Consider the following 18,527-nt stretch of genomic DNA (forward strand, 5'->3'; position numbering starts at 1 on the left):
TCGCCGCCGCCAACCGCGACGACGCATTCAGGCTCTCTCTCCGCCGACGAAATTCACATAATCGCTCCATGACTGCGCGCCCCTGGGCGCGCTTTTTTTACGCCACGTTCACGTCTTCATGTGGCGTGTGACGCTGAGCCCAATCAGTCGCGACACCACCAAGGCGATGTACATCACGCCGGCGAACTGTTCGATCATCACCAGCGCGCGGGCGAACGGCTGCACTGGCACGACATCGCTCAGGCCCACGCCCGAGAGCACGCTGAAGCTCAGATACAGCAATTCCATCCAGGTCCGCGGCGAGGCCGCGTCCACGGCCGCGGTGAAGCTGCCCGGCAGCCATTGCTGGCACACCGCGAAGACGAACGCGAAGGCCCAGGCCAGCAGCGTGAAGGTGGCGCCGGCCGCATAGAGCTCGTCGCGAGTGACCACGTGGTCCTGCAGCATGTAGGCGATCAGGCTGCCGGCGGTATAGAAGTACAGCAGGCTTTCCAGCAATTGCGCCCAGGCGGTCATCGCCGGATTGCCGAGCAGCGCCGCGGCGATCGACAGCGCCACCGACGGCAGCGCCAGGCAACAGGCGATCCACAGCGCCGAGGGTCCGCGGTTGACCACCCACAACGCCAGCGCCAGCACCACGATGCCGAAGGCGCCGAACAGCGCGCGCCCGGCCGCGGTGTCCTCCATCCAGGGATACAGCAGCACGCCCAGCAGTTGCACCGCGAGCAACAGCGCGGACGGATGGCGACGCAGCGCGAACGCATAGCGCAGCATGGGACATTCCCTGTGGCGACCAGCGCGCATCATAGACGCGCGCGATCATGACGCCGTCGTCATGATCGCGGCGCACGCCGCACACCCACGCACGGCCAGGTTCATGTCGGCAGTGGCGGCGGCGCCCTGCGGCGCCGACCGCCGTGCGCTCACTCGGCGCGGTACACCTGCGCGCCAGCCGCCAGGAACTGCGCCGACTTTTCGGCCATGCCGGCCTGCAGCGCCGCTTCCGCGTCGACCCCGTGCTCGGCGGCGTAGTCGCGCACGTCCTGAGTGATCTTCATCGAACAGAAGTGCGGTCCGCACATCGAACAGAAATGCGCCAGCTTGTGCGCGTCCTTGGGCAGGGTCTCGTCGTGGAACTCGCGCGCCTTCTCCGGATCCAGGCCGAGATGGAACTGGTCGTCCCAGCGGAACTCGAAGCGCGCCTTGGACAAGGCGTTGTCGCGCACCTGCGCGCCGGGGTGGCCCTTGGCCAGGTCCGCGGCGTGCGCGGCGATCTTGTAGGCCATGATGCCGTCGCGCACGTCGGCGCGGTTGGGCAGGCCCAGATGCTCCTTCGGCGTGACGTAGCACAGCATCGCGGTGCCGAACCAGCCGATCATCGCCGCGCCGATCGCCGAGGTGATGTGGTCGTAGCCGGGCGCGATGTCGGTGGTCAGCGGCCCCAGCGTGTAGAACGGCGCCTCGCCGCACTCGCGCAGTTGCTTGTCCATGTTCTCCTTGATCAATTGCATCGGCACATGGCCGGGGCCCTCGATCATGGTCTGCACGTCGTGCTTCCAGGCGAGCCTGGTCAGTTCGCCCAGCGTTTCCAGTTCGCCGAACTGGGCGGCGTCGTTGGCGTCGGCGATGCAACCCGGGCGCAAGCCGTCGCCGAGCGAAAAGGCCACGTCGTAGGCCTTCATGATCTCGCAGATGTCCTCGAAGTGGGTGTAGAGGAAGTTCTCGCGATGATGCGCCAGGCACCACTTGGCCAGGATCGAGCCGCCGCGCGAGACGATGCCGGTGACGCGCTTGGCGGTCAGCGGGACGTAGCGCAGCAGCACGCCGGCATGGATGGTGAAGTAGTCCACGCCCTGTTCGGCCTGCTCGATCAGGGTGTCGCGGAAGATTTCCCAGGTCAGTTCCTCGGCGCGGCCATCCACCTTCTCCAGCGCCTGGTAGATCGGCACGGTGCCGATCGGCACCGGCGAGTTGCGCACGATCCATTCGCGGGTCTCGTGGATGTGCTTGCCGGTGGACAGGTCCATCACCGTGTCCCCGCCCCATCGGATCGCCCACACCAGTTTCTCCACTTCCTCGGCGATGCCGGAACTGACCGCGCTGTTGCCGATGTTGGCGTTGATCTTGGTCAGGAAGTTGCGGCCGATGATCATCGGCTCGCTTTCCGGATGGTTGATGTTGCACGGCAGGATGGCGCGGCCGCGGGCGATCTCGTCGCGCACGAACTCGGGCGTGATCTGCCGCGGGATGGCGGCGCCGAACGCTTCGCCGGGATGCTGCGCGCGCAGTTGCGCATCGCGCAGGTCCTGCAGGCGCTGGTTCTCGCGGATCGCCACGAACTCCATTTCCGGGGTGACGATGCCGCGCCGTGCGTAATGCATCTGGGTGACGTTGGCGCCGTCGCGGGCGCGTCGCGGCAGACGCCGTGCCGGGAAGCGCACCGCCTGCAGGCGCGCATCGTCCTCGCGCGCGCGCCCGAACTGCGAACTGAGCCCGGCCAGCGCCACGCTGTCGCCGCGCTCGGCGATCCAGGCGGCGCGCAGCGGCGCCAGGCCGGTGCCGAGATCGATCCGCGCCTGCGGGTCGGTGTACGGCCCGGACGTGTCGTAGACGGTGATCGGGGCATTTTCCTCGCCGCCGAACACGGTGGGCGTGCGGGTCAGCGCGATCTCGCGCATCGGCACCTGCAGATCGGCGCGCGAGCCCGGCACGAAGATCTTGCGCGAACCGGGGATCGGGCGGGTCACCGCCGCGGACAAGGTGTCGGTCTGCTGCTGCAGCGGATTGGGTACGGCGTTCATCGGCGTTCGTCCTGGTTCAAGTGACCCGCAGGGGAAGCGGGACGGGTGCGAGCGGACTCGCATCTCGGACGAAGCGGCGGCGCGGGCCTGCCCCGGACGCGCACGCGCCCGCAGCGGACTTGCGAAGCTTCCCTACGCCGGTATCAACCGGATCAGGTTCGAAGGGACTGTCTCAACCGCGGCCTGCGCCGGCGGTACCCCCGCTTCTGCGGCTATTAGACCCGTTTCCGCCGCTCGCCGCCAACCGATGCGGCTGAACGCCGGCACAGCCGCCGCGCGCATGTGTCAGCACCGCCACACGCGGCGGCGCCGGCGACAAACCGCGGCCACGTGGCCGGCCTAGCCTGCGCGCACAAGAATCAGAGCTCTCTCTCATCGCCGCCGGCACTGCCGGCGGCTTTTTTTTGCCAACGCGCGCGCCGGCTCAGTCCAGCATGTAGGCCATGCGCAAGCCGCCCCAGTGGCGCCCGCGGACATGCACCGGCACCGACAGGTCGAACAGGATCTGCCCGGTATCGCGCCGATACACCTGCAGCAGATAGGGCTCGGTGTGGCGGCCGACATTGCGGCCGACCCGGTCGGCGAAGATGCGCTTGCTGCGGTTGCCGACCAGGTCGCGCGCGCGGTCGCCACTGAGCGGCTGGCTGAAGCGCAGATTGTGGGTCGGCACGTAGCCGTCGACGTTCGCGCAGATCGCGAACACGATCCACGGATGCGCGGCCAGCAGCGGCTCCTGCAGCGGCGGCAACAGCTCGTCGCACAACGCATCGAACGCGGTGCGGTACTTGGGCGGGTCGATGCCGGGGATCGGCGCGTACTCGGTGGAGAACAGCGCCTCCTCGCCGATGCGCCCGCGCATCAGCGCTGCCTCCAAGGCCAGGCCGACGCTGACCGCAGCGGCCTGGGCCAGATCGCGCACGCGCGCATGCCGTGGCTGGCGCATCGGATCGGCGGGCAGCCGGAACAGATTTACGCAGTCGTGCAGGGTGTCGCTGCCCGCGGCCAGGTCGGCGCTGCGCTGCACCACCTGCGCGGCGTGCTGCAGATTGCTGCGGCTGAGTCCGACCACGTGCTCGATGGCACGGTCGATGCCGCCGATCTCTCCGCTCTGCGTGGCGATGCGGCCGGCCACCGCCTCCATCGCCGCACTGGCGCGGCCGAGCAACGCGCCGATGCCGCCCAGCACCTGCTCGGTGCGCTGCGCCGAGGCCGCACTGTCCTGCAGGGCGGTGCCGGTCTCGCCGATGATGCTGCGCACGTCGCGTGCCGCGGTGGCAGCGCGTTCGGCGAGTTGCCGGATTTCGGTGGCGACCACCGCGAAACCGCGCCCGGCCGGGCCGGCATGCACTGCTTCGATGCTGGCGTTGATCGAGAGGATGTTGGTCTGGAACGCGACCGCATCGATCACCTCGATGACCTGGTTGGCGCGCGCCGAACGCCGCGCCACCTCCTGCATCGCCTGGCCGAGGATGCGCGCCGCCTCCACACCCTGGCGGGCGCTGTCGTCTGCGCTGGCCGCCACCGCGATCACCGCGCGCAGTTCGCGATCCATCTCGTGCAGGCTCTGCAGCAATTGCCGGGTGGTGGCGAGCACCGTCTGCAGCGCATCGAGCTGGGTCTGCGATTGCCGCGCCAGTTCGTCGTTCTCGGCGACCACGTGCGGCACGTCGGCGGCGATCTGCAGCGATAGCGCCACCGCCTGGCGGATCGCCTCGGCCAGGTTGCCGAAACCGGCCGACAGGCGCCGCCCCGGCATCGCCTCGGCCTCCTGCGCCGACAGCGGCGTGTGCAGCCCCAGATCCAGATCGCAGCCGGTCAGCCGCTCGCCGACCCGATCGAGCAGCGCCTGCGCCGTCACGCCCTCCTGGATCCGCTGCGCCACCGCCTGCAGCGCCGGGCTGGTCGCACCCTGCGGCTGGCCCTCGGCGAGCAGCGCGACGTCGCGCAACAGTGCCGCGGTTTCCGGATGCGGCAGCGACAGCAGCCAGCCTTGACCGCCACGATCGCGGTCGCGCTGGTAGCGCACGCGGCGCGCGGGATCGCCCCCCGGCGCCTGCCAACTGCCTTCGCTGTCGACCAGGGCGGACAGCGGCAAGCCCCAGACCGCCTCGCTGGCGGCGCCGAGCAGCGTTTCGGCCGAGACGCCCAGCAGGTCCAGGGCGGCACGGTTGGCGGCACTCACGCGACCGTCGGGCTCCAGCCGCAACAGCGCGATCGGGGCATCCGGCAAACCGGCAATGGGCGCGGCGTCGGCATCGGGACTGCGTGAGAACAAGGCCATCGGCGTCTTCCTCAGTGCTGCGGCCATGGTATCGGCTCCTGCCGCGCCCTCGCAGCGACACACGCTCCAACCGGGATCACCATCATGCAAGGGATGCGCATCGGCAGACCTGCCGACGACACGACCATGACGTCGTCTTCGCGAACATGGGGCCATCGCAACGCCCGACCGCTCCTGGATTTGGCGCCAAACGTTCGATGTGGCGCGACCGTGCAGTGCACCGGCACTGCGATGCGGCAGGCCACACGCCATGGGCGCGACGCGACGCCGGTGCAGACCCGCTGCGTCGTCTCCCCGCCCGTTTGCCGTGGGTCGGTCTGACGGCCGTAGCGCCTCTCATCCGTTCCACGACTGGAGACACGCCCCCATGGTGTTTCGCATTTCCATCGCCTTGGTGGCGCTGCTGGTCCTGATCGCCGGCGTTGCCCCCGGCCCCTTCAATGACGTGGTGCAGACCGCGCTGACGGACGTGATCCGCAGTGCCGGCTGGCTGTACCTGCTGATCGTGTTCCTGACCCTGAGCTTCCTGCTGTACCTGGCGTTCGGTCGCTTCGGCAACCTGCGCATCGGCGGCGAAGACGCCGAGCCGGATTTCTCGCGCGGGAGCTGGCTGTCGATGTTGTTCGCCGCCGGCATGGGCATCGGCCTGGTGTTCTGGGGTGCGGCCGAGCCGATCTCGCATTTCCTCAAACCGCCGGAGGGGCTGGCGCCGGAGAGCATGCAGGCGGCACGCGCGTCGATGCGCTACGCCTTCTTCCACTGGGGCCTGCATCCCTGGGCGGTGTATGCGCTGATCGGCCTGGCGATGGCCTGGTTCCAGTACAACCGCAACGGCCGCGGGCTGATCAGCGACATCCTGCAGCCGGTCATCGGCCGCCATCACCGCGGCTGGATCGGGCAGTGCGTGAACATCGCCGCGGTGGTGGCCACCGCGGTCGGCGTGGCGACCACCCTGGGCTTCGGCACCATCCAGATCGCCGCCGGCGTGCAGCGCGTGTTCGGCGTGCACGCCGGGGTGCCGTTGCAGTTGACGGTGATCGGCGTGGCCTTCGTGCTGTACATGCTGTCCACCAGCACCGGTGTGGAACGCGGCATCAAGTGGCTGTCCAACATCAACCTGGCGCTGGCGGCACTGCTGCTGGCCGCGGTGCTGGTGCTCGGCCCCACCGGCTTCATCTTCGACACCTTCACCACCACGCTGGGCGCCTACCTCAATCAACTGGTGACGATGAGCCTGCGCATGTCGCCGTTCTCCGGCGACCGCTGGGTGGCCGACTGGACCATCTTCTACTGGGCCTGGTGGATCGCCTGGGCGCCGTTCGTCGGCGCGTTCATCGCCCGCGTCTCGCGCGGCCGCAGCGTGCGCGAATTCGTCGTCGGCGTGGTGCTGGCGCCGACCCTGCTCGGCTTCCTGTGGTTCTCGGTGTTCGGCGGCACCGCGCTGTGGTCGCAGCTGTTCGGCCACGTGGACATGCTGCAGGCGCTGCACAACGGCTACGAGACGGTGCTGTTCACCCTGTTCGACAGCCTGCCGGGGTCGCTGCTGCTGTCGAGCGTGGCGTTGTTGCTGCTGATGATCTTCTTCGTCAGTTCCGCCGATTCGGCGGTGCTGGTGCTGGCCAGCATGTCCACCGACGAGGCCGGCGACCCGCCGCTGGCGCGCAAGCTGGTGTGGGGCGTGGCGGTGGCGCTGATCGCCGCGGTGCTGTTGCTGGCCGGCGGCCTGGATGCGCTGCAGGGCGTGATCACCATCGCGGCGCTGCCGTTCGCCTTGCTGATGGTGCTGGTGATCGTGTCGCTGTACCGCGTGCTCGATGCCGAGTCCAACCGCCAACGCCGCCAGGCGCAACGCGCCAGGCACATGATCGAGGCCTGGATCGCGCGCGAACAGGCGGCGCGGGACGAGGCAGACGCGGCGGCGCCCCGCGCACAGGAATGAACGCCGCCGCGCGCGGCATCCCTCAATAACCGGCAGCCTGCCCGTCCTTGCGGCTTTCCGACGCGCCGTAGTACACGCCGCTGTCCGGGTCGCGCGCGATGGCCTGGTAACCGCCGTATGGCCCGTCGGCGAAGATCACCCGATGGCCCTTGCGCATCAGTTCGCGGATGGTGTCGTAGGCGAAGCCGGTTTCCAGGTTCAGCTCGCCGCCGTCGCGCATCGCCGTGGCCTGCCCGGTCGGCTCGGTGGAGCCATCGTGCTGGATCCGCGGCGCGTCGCCGGCCTCCTGCAGGTTCATGTGGAAATCGATCAGGTTCATCAGGATCTGCACGTGGCCCTGCGGCTGCATCGCCCCGCCCATCACCCCGAAGCTCAGCCACGGCTTGCCGTCCTTGGTCACGAACGCGGGGATGATGGTCTGGAACGGACGCTTGCCCGGCGCGTAGCCGTTGGGATGGTCCTTCTGCAGCACGAACATCTCGCCGCGGTCCTGCAGGATGAAGCCCAGCCCCGGCGGCGCCATGCCGCTGCCCATGCCGCGGTAGTTGGACTGGATCAGCGACACCATCATGCCGTCGGCATCGGCGACGGTCAGGTAGATGGTGTCGCCCTCTTCCAACTGCTTCGGCGTGCCCGGCTGCACTTCCTTCAGCGCGCGGTCCATCGAGATCAGCGCGCGCCGCTGCGCGGCGTAGTCCTTGGAGATCAGCCGCGCCAGCGGCGCCGGCTGGAACGCCGGGTCGGCGTAGAAGCGCGCACGATCGGCGAAAGCCAGCTTCTTCGCTTCGGTGAACAGGTGCACGTGCTCGGCCGAGCCGAACGGGATCTTGGAGAAGTCGTAGCCCTCCAGGATGTTGAGCATCTGCAGCGCGGCGATGCCCTGGCTGTTGGGCGGCAGTTCCCACACGTCGTAGCCGCGGTAGTTGGTGGACACCGGCTCGACCCATTCGCCGTGGTGGCTGGCCAGATCCTCGTAGCGCAGGAAGCCGCCGTTGGCCTTGAAGTAGGCATCGATGGTGCGCGCGATCGGGCCCTTGTAGAACGCATCGCGGCCGCCGTCGGCGATCTGCTGCAGGGTGTTGGCCAGGTTCGGGTTCTTCCACAGCTCGCCCTTGCGCGGGGCGTGGCCGTCGATGGTGAACTGCTCCTTGAAGCCTGGGTACTGCGACAGCCGCGGCACCGAGCGATCCCAGTAGTAGGCGATGGTCTCGGCCACCGGATGGCCGTCGCGGGCGTAGCGGATCGCCGGCGCCAGGTTCTGCGCCATCGTCCTGCGCCCGAAACGTTCGTGCAGCGCGAACCAGCCGTCGACCGCACCGGGCACCGAGACCGGCAGCGGACCGGTGGCCGGGATCTCCTTCAACCCGCGGCGCTGGAACTCGGCCAGGGTCAGCGCCTTCGGCGAACGGCCGGAGCCGTTGTAGCCGTACAGCTTCTGCGTCTTCGGATCCCAGACGATGGCGAACAGGTCGCCACCGACGCCGTTGCCGGTCGGCTCCATCAGCCCCAGCGCGGCATTGGCGGCGATCGCCGCATCCACCGCCGAGCCGCCCTCACGCATGGTCTCCAGTGCGATCTGCGTGGCCAGCGGCTGCGAGGTGGCGGCCATGGCGTGCGGGGCGATCACTTCCGAGCGCGTGGCGAACGGCTGGCCGGTGATGCGGTCGGCGGCCTGCGCCGGCACCGACGTCGCCAGTGCCAGCGCGAGCGCCAGGCGCGCCAGGGAAGGAAGCGAAACGGACATGCGCGGCTCTCCGGAGAACAGGGGACGCCCACCGTACCCGAGTGCGGCGGGTGCCGCCGCGCAGGCGCTCACATCGCGCCATCGCAAAGGCCGGATTTCCGCGCAATTGGCGCCATTCGTCGCCTGCCCCACCTCCGTTTCATGCGTAACCATGCAGTGCTGGCGCGGCTTTTGGCACATTCGCCCGCGGAGGCCCGCAACACAGTTGACAGTCGCGCAAAGCCCATGGTTATCTCGCTGCATGTTGCAGCGCCACACCCGCCCGAAGTCGACCCGCCAGCCCGCCGCGTTGCGCGCGGACGCTGCTGCGTCGCTCCTCGTACTCGTGCTTATTACCTCGCCCACAAGTGCGGGACGAACCGGCGTGTAAGCGACAAGCAGCCAGGATTCGATCAGACCCCGCACCGGCAACGGCGCGGGGTTTTTCGTTTCAGTGACCACGAATGCAAGACCCCTCTCCACTCCAACACCGTTCAAGGACATCCGCACAATGACCAGTTCCGCCCAGCCCACCACCAAGATCGCCATCGTCGGTTACGGCAGCCAGGGCCGCGCGCACGCGCTGAACCTGCGCGAGTCCGGCTTTGACGTCACCATCGGCCTGCGTGCCGGCGGCCCGACCGAAGCCAAGGCGCAGGCCGACGGCTTCGTGGTGAAGAGCCCCGCCGAGGCGGTCAAGGACGCCGACCTGGTCGCGGTGCTGACCCCGGACATGGTGCAGAAGAAGCTGTACGAAGAAGTGCTGGCGCCGAACATGAAGCAGGGCGCCTGCCTGCTGTTCGCGCACGGCCTGAACGTGCACTTCGACATGATCAAGCCGCGCGCCGACCTGGACGTGGTGCTGGTCGCGCCGAAGGGCCCGGGCGCGCTGGTGCGGCGCGAGTACGAGATCGGCCGCGGCGTGCCGTGCATCTGGGCGGTGTACCAGGACAAGAGCGGCAAGGCCGAGCAATTCGCGCTGGAGTACGCCGCCGGCCTGGGCGGCGCGCGCGCCAACCTGATCAAGACCACCTTCAAGGAAGAGACCGAGACCGATCTGTTCGGCGAGCAGGCGGTGCTGTGCGGCGGCGCCTCGTCGCTGGTGCAGGCCGGCTTCGAAGTGCTGGTGGAAGCCGGCTACCAGCCGGAAATCGCCTACTACGAAGTGCTGCACGAACTGAAGCTGATCGTCGACCTGTTCTACGAAGGCGGCATCACCCGCATGCTCGAGTTCGTCTCCGAGACCGCGCAGTACGGCGACTACGTCAGCGGCCCGCGGGTGATCGACGCGGCGACCAAGGAGCGCATGCGCGACGTGCTGACCGACATCCAGAACGGCACCTTCACCAAGAACTGGGTGGCCGAATACGACGCCGGCCTGCCGAACTACAAGAAGTTCAAGCAGGCCGATCTGGACCACCCCATCGAAACGGTCGGCAAGCAGCTGCGCGCCAAGATGGTGTGGCTCAACGGCGACGCCGCTGCCGCACCGGCCGCCGGCGGCACCAAGGCCGCGTAATCCGCGGCTCCCCCACCCGCTTCCACCGAAAGGTCGCCACCGTATGAACTCCTCCGCTCACGGCACGCCCCGCAACGGCGCGCGCTGGCTGACGCAGGCCCTGGAAGCCGAAGGCGTGGACACGCTGTTCGGCTATCCGGGCGGCACCATCATGCCGTTCTACGACGCGCTGGTAGACAGCCAGCTCAAGCACATCCTGGTCCGCCACGAACAGGGCGCGGCGCTGGCCGCCAACGGCTACGCCCGCGCCAGCGGACGGGTCGGCGTGTGCGTCGCCACATCCGGCCCGGGCGCATCCAACCTGGTCACCGGCATCGCCGATGCGATGCTCGACTCGGTGCCGATGATCTGCCTGACCGGGCAGGTCGCCACGCCGCTGCTGGGCACCGACGCGTTCCAGGAGCTGGACGTGTTCGGCCTAACCCTGCCGATCGTCAAGCACAGCTTCCTGGTGCGGCACGTGGACGACCTGCCGCAGGTGCTGCGCGACGCGTTCCGCATCGCCCGCGAAGGGCGGCCGGGGCCGGTGCTGATCGACCTGCCCAAGGACGTGCAGCTGGCCGATGCCACGCATCTGCCCGCGCACGTGCCGGCGGCGGTGCCGACCCCGCCGGCGCCGCAGGACGCGGTGCTGGCCGAGGCGCTGGCGGCGATCGCCGGCGCCGAGAAGCCGGTGATCTACGGCGGCGGCGGCATTGCCCTGGGCGATGCGGTGGACGCGTTCCGCGCGTTCGTCGACGCCACCCGCATCCCCACCGTGCTGACCCTGCGCGGCCTGGGCGCATTGCCGCACGCGCACCCGCATTACCTGGGCATGCTCGGCATGCACGGCACCCGCGCCGCCAACATGGCGGTGCAGGAGTCGGATCTGCTGATCGTGGTCGGCGCGCGCTTCGACGACCGTGCCACCGGCAAGCTGGCCGAGTTCGCGCCGTTCGCGCGGGTCATCCACCTGGACGCCGACGCCTGCGAGATCTCCAAGCTGCGCCAGGCCGACATCGCCGTGCCCGGCGACGTGGCGCAGGCGCTGCGTGCGCTGTCCGCGGCGACCAGCACCTGCGAGGCCTGGCACGCCCGCTGCGTCGGCCATCGCGAGAAGTTCGGCGCGCGCTACGACGCGCCCGGGCAGGACATCTATGCGCCCGGCCTGCTGAAGCGGCTGAGCGAACTGGCCCCGGCCGACACCGTGATCGCCTGCGACGTCGGCCAGCACCAGATGTGGGTCGCCCAGCACTGCCGCTTCAACCACCCGCGCAACCACCTGACCAGCGGCGCGCTGGGCACGATGGGCTTCGGCCTGCCGGCGGCGATGGGCGCGCAGTTCGCCTGCCCCGACCGCACCGTGGTGCTGGTCAGCGGCGACGGCAGCTTCATGATGAACGTGCAGGAGCTGGTCACCATCGCCCGCTGCAAGCTGCCGGTGAAGATCGTGCTGCTGGACAACAGCTCGCTGGGCATGGTGCGGCAGTGGCAGGAACTGTTCTTCGCCGAGCGCTACAGCGAGATCGACCTGTCCGACAACCCGGATTTCGCCGCGCTGGCGCAGGTGTTCGGCATCCCGGCCAAGCGCATCACCGCGCGCGGCCAGGTCGACGACGCGCTGGCCGAGCTGCTGGCGCAGCCGGGCCCGGCGCTGCTGCACGTGGCCATCGACGCGCGCGCCAACGTGTGGCCACTGGTGCCGCCGAATACCGCCAACAGCACCATGCTGGAAAGCAATCCCGCTGCCCAGCGCCAGGAGACGACACATGCGTTACCAGCTTGACCTGGTGCTGAAACCGATCGACGGCGCCCTGCTGCGCGCGATCGGCATGGCCGAACGCCGCGGCTTCGCGCCGATCTCGATCAGCGGCGCACCGGTGGCCGAGGACGCCGGCCGCTGGCACCTGCAACTGGTGGTGGACGGCAACCGCCCCGGCGAGACCCTGCGCCTGCAGATGGAGAAGGTGTACGACTGCGAATCGGTGCGCGTGACCGCGCTGGATGGGGTGGTATGAGGCGGTCGGGACCCGGGGCCCGGGACTCGGGACCGGTGGCGGTCGCCGCGGGCGTCGGGCGCAGCGCGAGACGCGCGAAAGCCAGGACTGCGCGGAGGTGTCTTCTTCCATGGAGGTCGCTTCTCCGGGAACCCGCTTTTCCCGGGTCCCGGGTCCCGGGCCGCGGGTCCCGAGCGCATGTCTAACATTCCCGCCCCGCAGGAGCCGGACGTAGGCCACGTCGCCGTCAGCGTGGCCGACGTATTGGCCGCGCAGGCGCGGCTGCGCCGCTATCTGCCGCCGACGCCGGTGCATTACGCCGAGCGCTTCGGCGTCTGGCTGAAACTGGAAAACCTGCAGCGCACCGGTTCCTACAAGGTCCGCGGCGCGCTCAATGCGCTGCTGGCCGGGCTGGAACGCGGCGACGAGCGCGCGGTGATCTGCGCCTCCGCCGGCAACCACGCGCAGGGCGTGGCCTGGGCCGCGCACCGCCTGGGCGTGCAGGCGATCACGGTGATGCCGCATGGCGCGCCGCAGACCAAGATCGCCGGCGTCGCGCACTGGGGCGCCACCGTGCGCCAGCACGGCAACAGCTACGACGAGGCCTTCGCCTTCGCCCGCGAACTGGCCGAGCAGAACGGCTACCGCTTCCTGTCCGCCTTCGACGACCCGGACGTGATCGCCGGCCAGGGCACGGTCGGCATCGAGCTGGCCGCGCACGCGCCGGACGTGGTGATCGTGCCGATCGGCGGCGGCGGCCTGGCCTCCGGCGTGGCGCTGGCGCTGCGCTCGCAGGGCGTGCGCGTGGTCGGCGCGCAGGTCGAGGGTGTGGACTCGATGGCGCGGGCGATCCGCGGCGACGTCCGCGCCGTGGATCCGGTGCCCACCCTGGCCGACGGCGTCAAGGTTAAAATCCCCGGGTTCATCACCCGCCGGCTGTGCGCCAGCCTGCTCGACGACGTGGTGATCGTGCGCGAGGCGGAACTGCGCGAAACGCTGGTCCGCCTGGCGCTGGAGGAGCACGTCATCGCCGAGGGCGCCGGCGCGCTGGCCCTGGCGGCCGGGCGCCGCGTCGCCGGCAAGCGCAAATGCGCGGTGGTGTCCGGCGGCAACATCGACGCCGGCGTGCTGGCGACGCTGCTGTCGGAGGTGCGCCCGCGCCCGCCGCGCAAGCCGCGCCGCCGCAGCGCCGAGCGACTTCGTAGCCAACGTCCCGCCCCGCCCGCTCCTGCCCGCATCGCCGCGTCCCCGCATCCCCATCCGCAAGCCACCGCCGCCGTAGAGGAACCCATCTGGTGAACACTTCCGTTTCTTCCCAGACCCCCCGCATCCGCATTTTCGACACCACCCTGCGCGACGGCGAGCAATCCCCCGGCTGCAGCATGACCCCGCCGCAGAAGCTGGTGATGGCGCGCGCCCTGGCCGAGCTGGGCGTGGACATCATCGAGACCGGCTTCCCGGCCAGCTCGCAGTCCGACCGCGAGGCGATGGCGCTGATCGGCCGCGAAGTGCGCGGCCCGACCCTGGCGGTGCTGTCGCGCTGCCTGGCCGCCGACATCGAGACCTCGGCGCGGGCGCTGGAAGCGGCGGCCAATCCGCGCCTGCACGTGTTCCTGTCGACCAGCCCGCTGCACCGCGAGCACAAGCTGCGCATGACCCGCGAGCAGGTGCTGGAGTCGGTGCGCAAGCACGTCGCGCTGGCGCGCCAGTACGTGGACGACGTGGAGTTCTCGGCCGAGGACGCCACCCGCACCGAGGAGGATTTCCTGGCCGAGGTCGCCAGCGTAGCAATCGCCGCCGGCGCCACCACCATCAACCTGCCCGACACGGTCGGCTTCACCACCCCGGAAGAGATCCGCGGCATGTTCGCGCGGATCATCGCCAGCGTCCCCGGCGCCGACCGCGTGGTGTTCAGCGCGCACTGCCACAACGACCTGGGCCTGGCCGTGGCCAACTCGCTGGCCGCGGTGGAAGGCGGCGCGCGGCAGGTGGAATGCGCCATCAACGGCATCGGCGAGCGCGCCGGCAACTGCGCGCTGGAAGAGATCGCGATGGCGCTGAAGGTGCGCAACGCATTCTACGAACTGGACACCGCGATCCACACCCCGCGCATCGTCGCCACCTCGCAGTTGCTGCAGCGCCTGGTCGGCATGCCGGTGCAGCGCAACAAGGCGATCGTCGGCGGCAACGCCTTCGCCCACGAGTCGGGCATCCACCAGCACGGCATGCTGCGCCACCGCGGCACCTACGAGATCATGCGCCCGGAAGACGTGGGCTGGGAGTCCTCGCAGATGGTGCTGGGCCGCCACAGCGGCCGCGCCGCGGTCGAGCAGCGCCTGCGTGCGCTCGGCTACGTGCTGGACGAGGCCGAACTGAACATCGCCTTCGACGCGTTCAAGGCGCTGTGCGAACAGCAGCGCGTGGTCAACGACGCCGACCTGCAGGCGATGATGCAGGACGCGCCGGAAAGCCAGGGCTACCGCCTGTCGTCGATGACCGTCAGCGACCGCGGCCAGCGCGCCAGCGCGCAGGTCGAGCTGTCCGATCCGGACGGCCAGCGGGTCAGCGAGCGCGCCGAGGGCGACGGCCCGGTGGACGCCCTGTTCGCCGCACTGTCTGCCGCTACCGGCGTGCAGCTGGTGCTGGACAGCTACCAGGTACACAGCGTCGGCATCGGCGCCGACGCGCGCGGCGAGGCCAATCTCAGCGTGCGCCACGGCGAGGTCGAGTACGACGGCACCGGCACCAGCCGCGACATCATCGAGGCCAGCGCGCTGGCCTGGCTGGACGTGGCCAACCGCGTGCTGCGCCAGCGCCAGGGCGCGCCGGCCGCGGCCGACGCGCTGGCCTGAGCGGCCACAGCGCGGTCATCGTCCTCGTGCACGCTCGCCTTCGTTCCCCTTCCCCGCCCAGCTTTCCTGCCAGGTAGTTCCGCAATGTCCGCCACTCCCCGCACCCTGTACGACAAGCTGTGGGACGCGCACGTCGTCGTCCCCGAAAGCGCCGCCGCCCCGGCGGTGCTGTACATCGACCTGCACCTGATCCACGAAGTGACCTCGCCGCAGGCCTTCACCGAACTGAAGACGCGCGGCCTGGCGCCGCGCCGGCCCGACCGCACCAAGGCGACGATGGACCATTCCACGCCGACCCTGCCGCGCGGCGCCGACGGCAAGCTGCCGTACTACACCCCGGCCTCCGAGGCGCAGGTGGACATGCTCGCGCGGAACTGCGCCGACTACGGCATCGAACTGTTCGACATGGGCTCGGACAACCGCGGCATCGTCCACGTGATCGCGCCGGAACAGGGCTTCACCCAGCCCGGCATGACCATCGTCTGCGGCGACAGCCACACCTCCACGCACGGCGCATTCGGCGCGCTGGCGTTCGGCATCGGCACCAGCGAGGTCGGCCACGTGCTGGCCACCCAGTGCCTGCTGCAGCGCAAGGCCAGGACCATGGCGATCACCGTCGACGGGCCGCTGGCGCCGGGCGTGGGCGCCAAGGACGTGATCCTGCACATCATCGGCGTGATCGGGGTCAACGGCGGCACCGGCCACGTGCTGGAATACCGCGGCTCCACCATCGAAGCGATGGACATGGAGCAGCGCATGACCCTGTGCAACATGTCGATCGAGGCCGGCGCGCGCGCCGGCATGGTCGCGCCGGACCAGGTCACCTTCGACTGGGTCGCCAGCACCCCGCGCGGCCCCAAGGGCGCCGACTTCGACGCCGCCGTGCAGCGCTGGTCGCAGCTGCGCAGCGATCCCGGCGCGCGCTTCGACGCCGAAGTGCGCATCGACGCGCGCGACATCCGCCCGACCCTGACCTGGGGCACCCACCCCGGCACCGCGATCGCGGTGGACATGCCGATCCCGGCCGCGCAGGATCCGGCGGCGCAGAAGGGCCTGCACTACATGCACCTGGAAGCCGGGCACGCGCTGATCGGCACGCCGGTGGACGTGGTGTTCGTCGGTTCCTGCACCAACGGCCGGCTCAGCGACATGCGCGAAGTGGCGCAGGTGCTGCGCGGCCGCAAGGTGGCGCCGCACGTGCGCATGCTGGTGGTGCCGGGCTCGGAGATCGTCAAGCGCCAGGCCGAGGCCGAGGGCATCCACGAGGTGGTGCGCGCGGCCGGTGCGGAATGGCGCGAATCCGGCTGCTCGATGTGTATCGCCATGAACGGCGACCTGGTGGCGCCAGGGCAACTGGCGGTGAGCACCAGCAACCGCAATTTCGAGGGCCGCCAGGGCCCGGGTTCGCGCACCCTGCTGGCCTCGCCGCTGACCGCGGCCTGGGCCGCGGTGAACGGCCAGGTCAGCGATCCGCGCGCGCTGTTCGCGGAGGTCGCGTGATGGCGCCGCACATCGCCGCGTTCGCGGCCACGCTGACCTTCGTCGCCACCACCACCCGCGCCTTCGCGCACCGCCACCAGCCGCTGCTGCCGCCGCACGTGCCGCCCGCGGCGCTGCCGCCGGTGGCCGACACCGCGGCGCCCGCCCCCGACTCCGTCGCTTCCCAGGAGACCCCGTGATGGCCGGCTTCGCCACCCTCACCTCGCGCAGCGTGGTGCTGCGCCAGACCAACATCGACACCGACCAGATCATCCCGGCGCGGTTCCTGTCCACCACCGAACGCGCCGGCCTCGGCCGCCACGCCTTCAACGACTGGCGCTGGCAGGCCGACGGCACGCCGAACCCGGAGTTCGCCTTCAACCAAGCGCACAACGCCGGCCGCCAGATCCTGCTGGCCGGGCGCAACTTCGGCTGCGGCTCCTCGCGCGAGCATGCGCCGTGGGCGCTGACCGACCTGGGCCTGCGCGCCATCGTCAGCAGCGAGATCGCCGACATCTTCCGCAACAACAGCCTCAAGAACGGCCTGCTGCCGATCGTGCTGGCCGAGGACGACGTGCAGACGCTGATGCAGCGCCCGGACGACGAACTGACCGTGGACGTGGCCGCGCGCGAACTGCGCACGCCCGACGGCCGCGTCTACAGCTTCCCGCTCGACGCGTTCTCGCAGACCTGCCTGCTCGAAGGCGTGGACGAGATGGGTTACCTGTTGCTACGCCAACCCGACATCGAACGCTACGAGGCCACCCATGCACGCTGACATCGTCGTCCTGCCCGGCGACGGCATCGGTCCGGAAGTCGCCGCCGCCGCGGTCGCGGTGCTGCGCGCCGTCGCCGCACGCCACGGCCACGACTTCCAGTTCCACGAACACGACATCGGCGGCATCGCCATCGACCGCCACAGCGAGCCGCTGCCGGCGGCGACGCTGACCGCCTGCCAGGGCGCCGACGCGGTGCTGCTGGGCGCGGTCGGCGGACCGAAGTGGTCCGACCCCAACGCCAAGGTGCGCCCCGAACAGGGCCTGCTGGCGATCCGCCGCGGCCTGGGCCTGTTCGCCAACCTGCGCCCGGTCAAGCCGCACAAGGCGGCGCTGGACGCCTCGCCGATCAAGCCGCACCTGCTGCAGGGCGTGGACATCGTGGTGGTGCGCGAACTGACCGGCGGCATCTACTTCGGCGACAAGACCCGCAGCGCCAGCGACGCCAGCGACCTGTGCCGCTACACCGTCGCGGAAATCGAACGGGTGTTGCGCAGCGCGTTCCGCCTGGCCCGGCAGCGCCGCAACCACGTGGTCTCGGTGGACAAGGCCAACGTGCTGGAAACCTCGCGGCTGTGGCGCGACGTCGCCGCACGCATCGGCCGCGAGGAATTCCCGGACGTGCGCCTGGAACACCAGTTGGTCGATTCGATGGCCATGCACCTGCTGGCCAAGCCGCGCGAGTACGACGTGATCGTCACCGAGAACATGTTCGGCGACATCCTCACCGACGAAGCCTCGATGCTGGCCGGCTCGCTGGGCCTGCTGCCGTCGGCCTCGCTGGGCGACGGCCGCATCGGCCTGTACGAGCCGATCCACGGGTCGGCGCCGGACATCGCCGGCAAGGGCATCGCCAACCCCTACGCGACCATCCTCAGCGCGGCGCTGCTGCTGCGCCACTCGCTGGGCCTGGAAGCCGAGGCGGCGGCGATCGAGCAGGCGGTGGATGCCGCGCTCGACGCGCAGGCGTTCACCGCCGATCTCGCCGCACCCGGCCAGGGCATCTCCACCGAAGCCGCCACGCAAGCGGTGCTGCAGCGCCTGCAGGCCTGATCCGCGGCGGCGCACCCGCGCCGGCCGTCTCCCGCCCGCCGCAGCGATGCGGCGGTGCGCAACGCCCCACTGCCACGCCCCACGCTCTTCGCGGCGCCTGCCTGGCGCCTGCGCGCGCTTCCCACGCA

At 70.1% G+C, this 18,527-nt stretch carries 14 protein-coding genes and 1 riboswitch; of the genes, 10 read left to right on the plus strand and 4 right to left on the minus strand.

The window, feature by feature from the left end; all coding sequences use genetic code 11:
- Positions 1-108: 108 nt before the first annotated feature.
- The 3 genes from SLW55_RS08625 to SLW55_RS08635 all read right to left on the minus strand — a co-directional run bounded on the left by SLW55_RS08625 (position 109) and on the right by SLW55_RS08635 (position 5,082).
- A complete protein-coding gene (locus SLW55_RS08625; RefSeq protein ID WP_017910513.1) occupies positions 109-774 on the minus strand; it encodes an ion channel in 666 nt (221 codons plus the stop codon).
- A 149-nt stretch (positions 775-923) separates the two neighbouring features.
- Positions 924-2,801, minus strand: a complete 1,878-nt coding sequence (gene thiC, locus SLW55_RS08630; protein ID WP_320744955.1) for a phosphomethylpyrimidine synthase ThiC — start codon at positions 2,799-2,801, stop codon at positions 924-926.
- 111 nt (positions 2,802-2,912) lie between these two features.
- Positions 2,913-3,013: riboswitch (TPP riboswitch) on the minus strand.
- Positions 3,014-3,225: 212 nt separating this feature from the next.
- Complete coding sequence (locus SLW55_RS08635; protein WP_320744997.1) at positions 3,226-5,082, minus strand: methyl-accepting chemotaxis protein; 1,857 nt, start codon at positions 5,080-5,082, stop codon at positions 3,226-3,228.
- Positions 5,083-5,449: 367 nt separating this feature from the next.
- On the opposite strand from SLW55_RS08635, the gene SLW55_RS08640 reads away from it, so the two are divergent.
- Complete coding sequence (locus tag SLW55_RS08640; RefSeq protein ID WP_320744956.1) at positions 5,450-7,021, plus strand: BCCT family transporter; 1,572 nt, start codon at positions 5,450-5,452, stop codon at positions 7,019-7,021.
- 22 nt (positions 7,022-7,043) lie between these two features.
- Here SLW55_RS08640 and ggt read toward each other — a convergent pair whose 3' ends face one another.
- Entirely contained in the window at positions 7,044-8,765 is a 1,722-nt protein-coding gene (gene ggt, locus SLW55_RS08645) for a gamma-glutamyltransferase (RefSeq protein ID WP_017910517.1), read from the minus strand.
- Between the two features lie 490 nt (positions 8,766-9,255).
- On the opposite strand from ggt, the gene ilvC reads away from it, so the two are divergent.
- The 9 genes from ilvC (at position 9,256) to leuB (ending at position 18,399) form a co-directional block, all read left to right on the plus strand.
- Positions 9,256-10,263 carry a ketol-acid reductoisomerase gene (ilvC, locus tag SLW55_RS08650; protein ID WP_010343386.1) on the plus strand — a complete coding sequence of 336 codons (1,008 nt, stop codon included), beginning with the start codon at positions 9,256-9,258 and terminating at the stop codon, positions 10,261-10,263.
- Between the two features lie 43 nt (positions 10,264-10,306).
- Positions 10,307-12,028 carry an acetolactate synthase 2 catalytic subunit gene (ilvG, locus tag SLW55_RS08655; RefSeq protein WP_267122059.1) on the plus strand — a complete coding sequence of 574 codons (1,722 nt, stop codon included), beginning with the start codon at positions 10,307-10,309 and terminating at the stop codon, positions 12,026-12,028.
- Positions 12,012-12,260 (plus strand): ACT domain-containing protein, encoded by a 249-nt coding sequence (locus SLW55_RS08660; protein ID WP_017910519.1) that lies wholly within the window; start codon positions 12,012-12,014, stop codon positions 12,258-12,260. Before ilvG ends, SLW55_RS08660 begins: the two co-directional genes overlap by 17 nt.
- Before the next feature lie 177 nt (positions 12,261-12,437).
- A complete protein-coding gene (locus tag SLW55_RS08665; protein ID WP_017910520.1) occupies positions 12,438-13,538 on the plus strand; it encodes a threonine dehydratase in 1,101 nt (366 codons plus the stop codon).
- Entirely contained in the window at positions 13,535-15,091 is a 1,557-nt protein-coding gene (locus tag SLW55_RS08670) for a 2-isopropylmalate synthase (protein WP_026144683.1), read from the plus strand. The genes SLW55_RS08665 and SLW55_RS08670 overlap by 4 nt, the downstream gene beginning before the upstream one ends.
- 84 nt (positions 15,092-15,175) lie before the next feature.
- Entirely contained in the window at positions 15,176-16,591 is a 1,416-nt protein-coding gene (gene leuC / locus SLW55_RS08675) for a 3-isopropylmalate dehydratase large subunit (RefSeq protein WP_320744957.1), read from the plus strand.
- The gene (locus tag SLW55_RS08680) at positions 16,591-16,770 is read left to right on the plus strand and encodes a hypothetical protein (protein WP_043094828.1); all 180 of its coding nucleotides are present in this window, start codon (positions 16,591-16,593) and stop codon (positions 16,768-16,770) included. The genes leuC and SLW55_RS08680 overlap by 1 nt, the downstream gene beginning before the upstream one ends.
- Entirely contained in the window at positions 16,770-17,348 is a 579-nt protein-coding gene (leuD, locus tag SLW55_RS08685) for a 3-isopropylmalate dehydratase small subunit (protein ID WP_152239328.1), read from the plus strand. Before SLW55_RS08680 ends, leuD begins: the two co-directional genes overlap by 1 nt.
- On the plus strand, positions 17,338-18,399 hold the full coding sequence (leuB, locus tag SLW55_RS08690; RefSeq protein ID WP_284468378.1) for a 3-isopropylmalate dehydrogenase: 1,062 nt from the start codon (positions 17,338-17,340) through the stop codon (positions 18,397-18,399). The genes leuD and leuB overlap by 11 nt, the downstream gene beginning before the upstream one ends.
- The last annotated feature ends 128 nt before the right edge of the window (positions 18,400-18,527 follow it).

This window comes from Xanthomonas sp. LF06-19 (assembly GCF_034105425.1).
In the GTDB taxonomy this organism is placed as follows: domain Bacteria; phylum Pseudomonadota; class Gammaproteobacteria; order Xanthomonadales; family Xanthomonadaceae; genus Xanthomonas_A; species Xanthomonas_A sontii.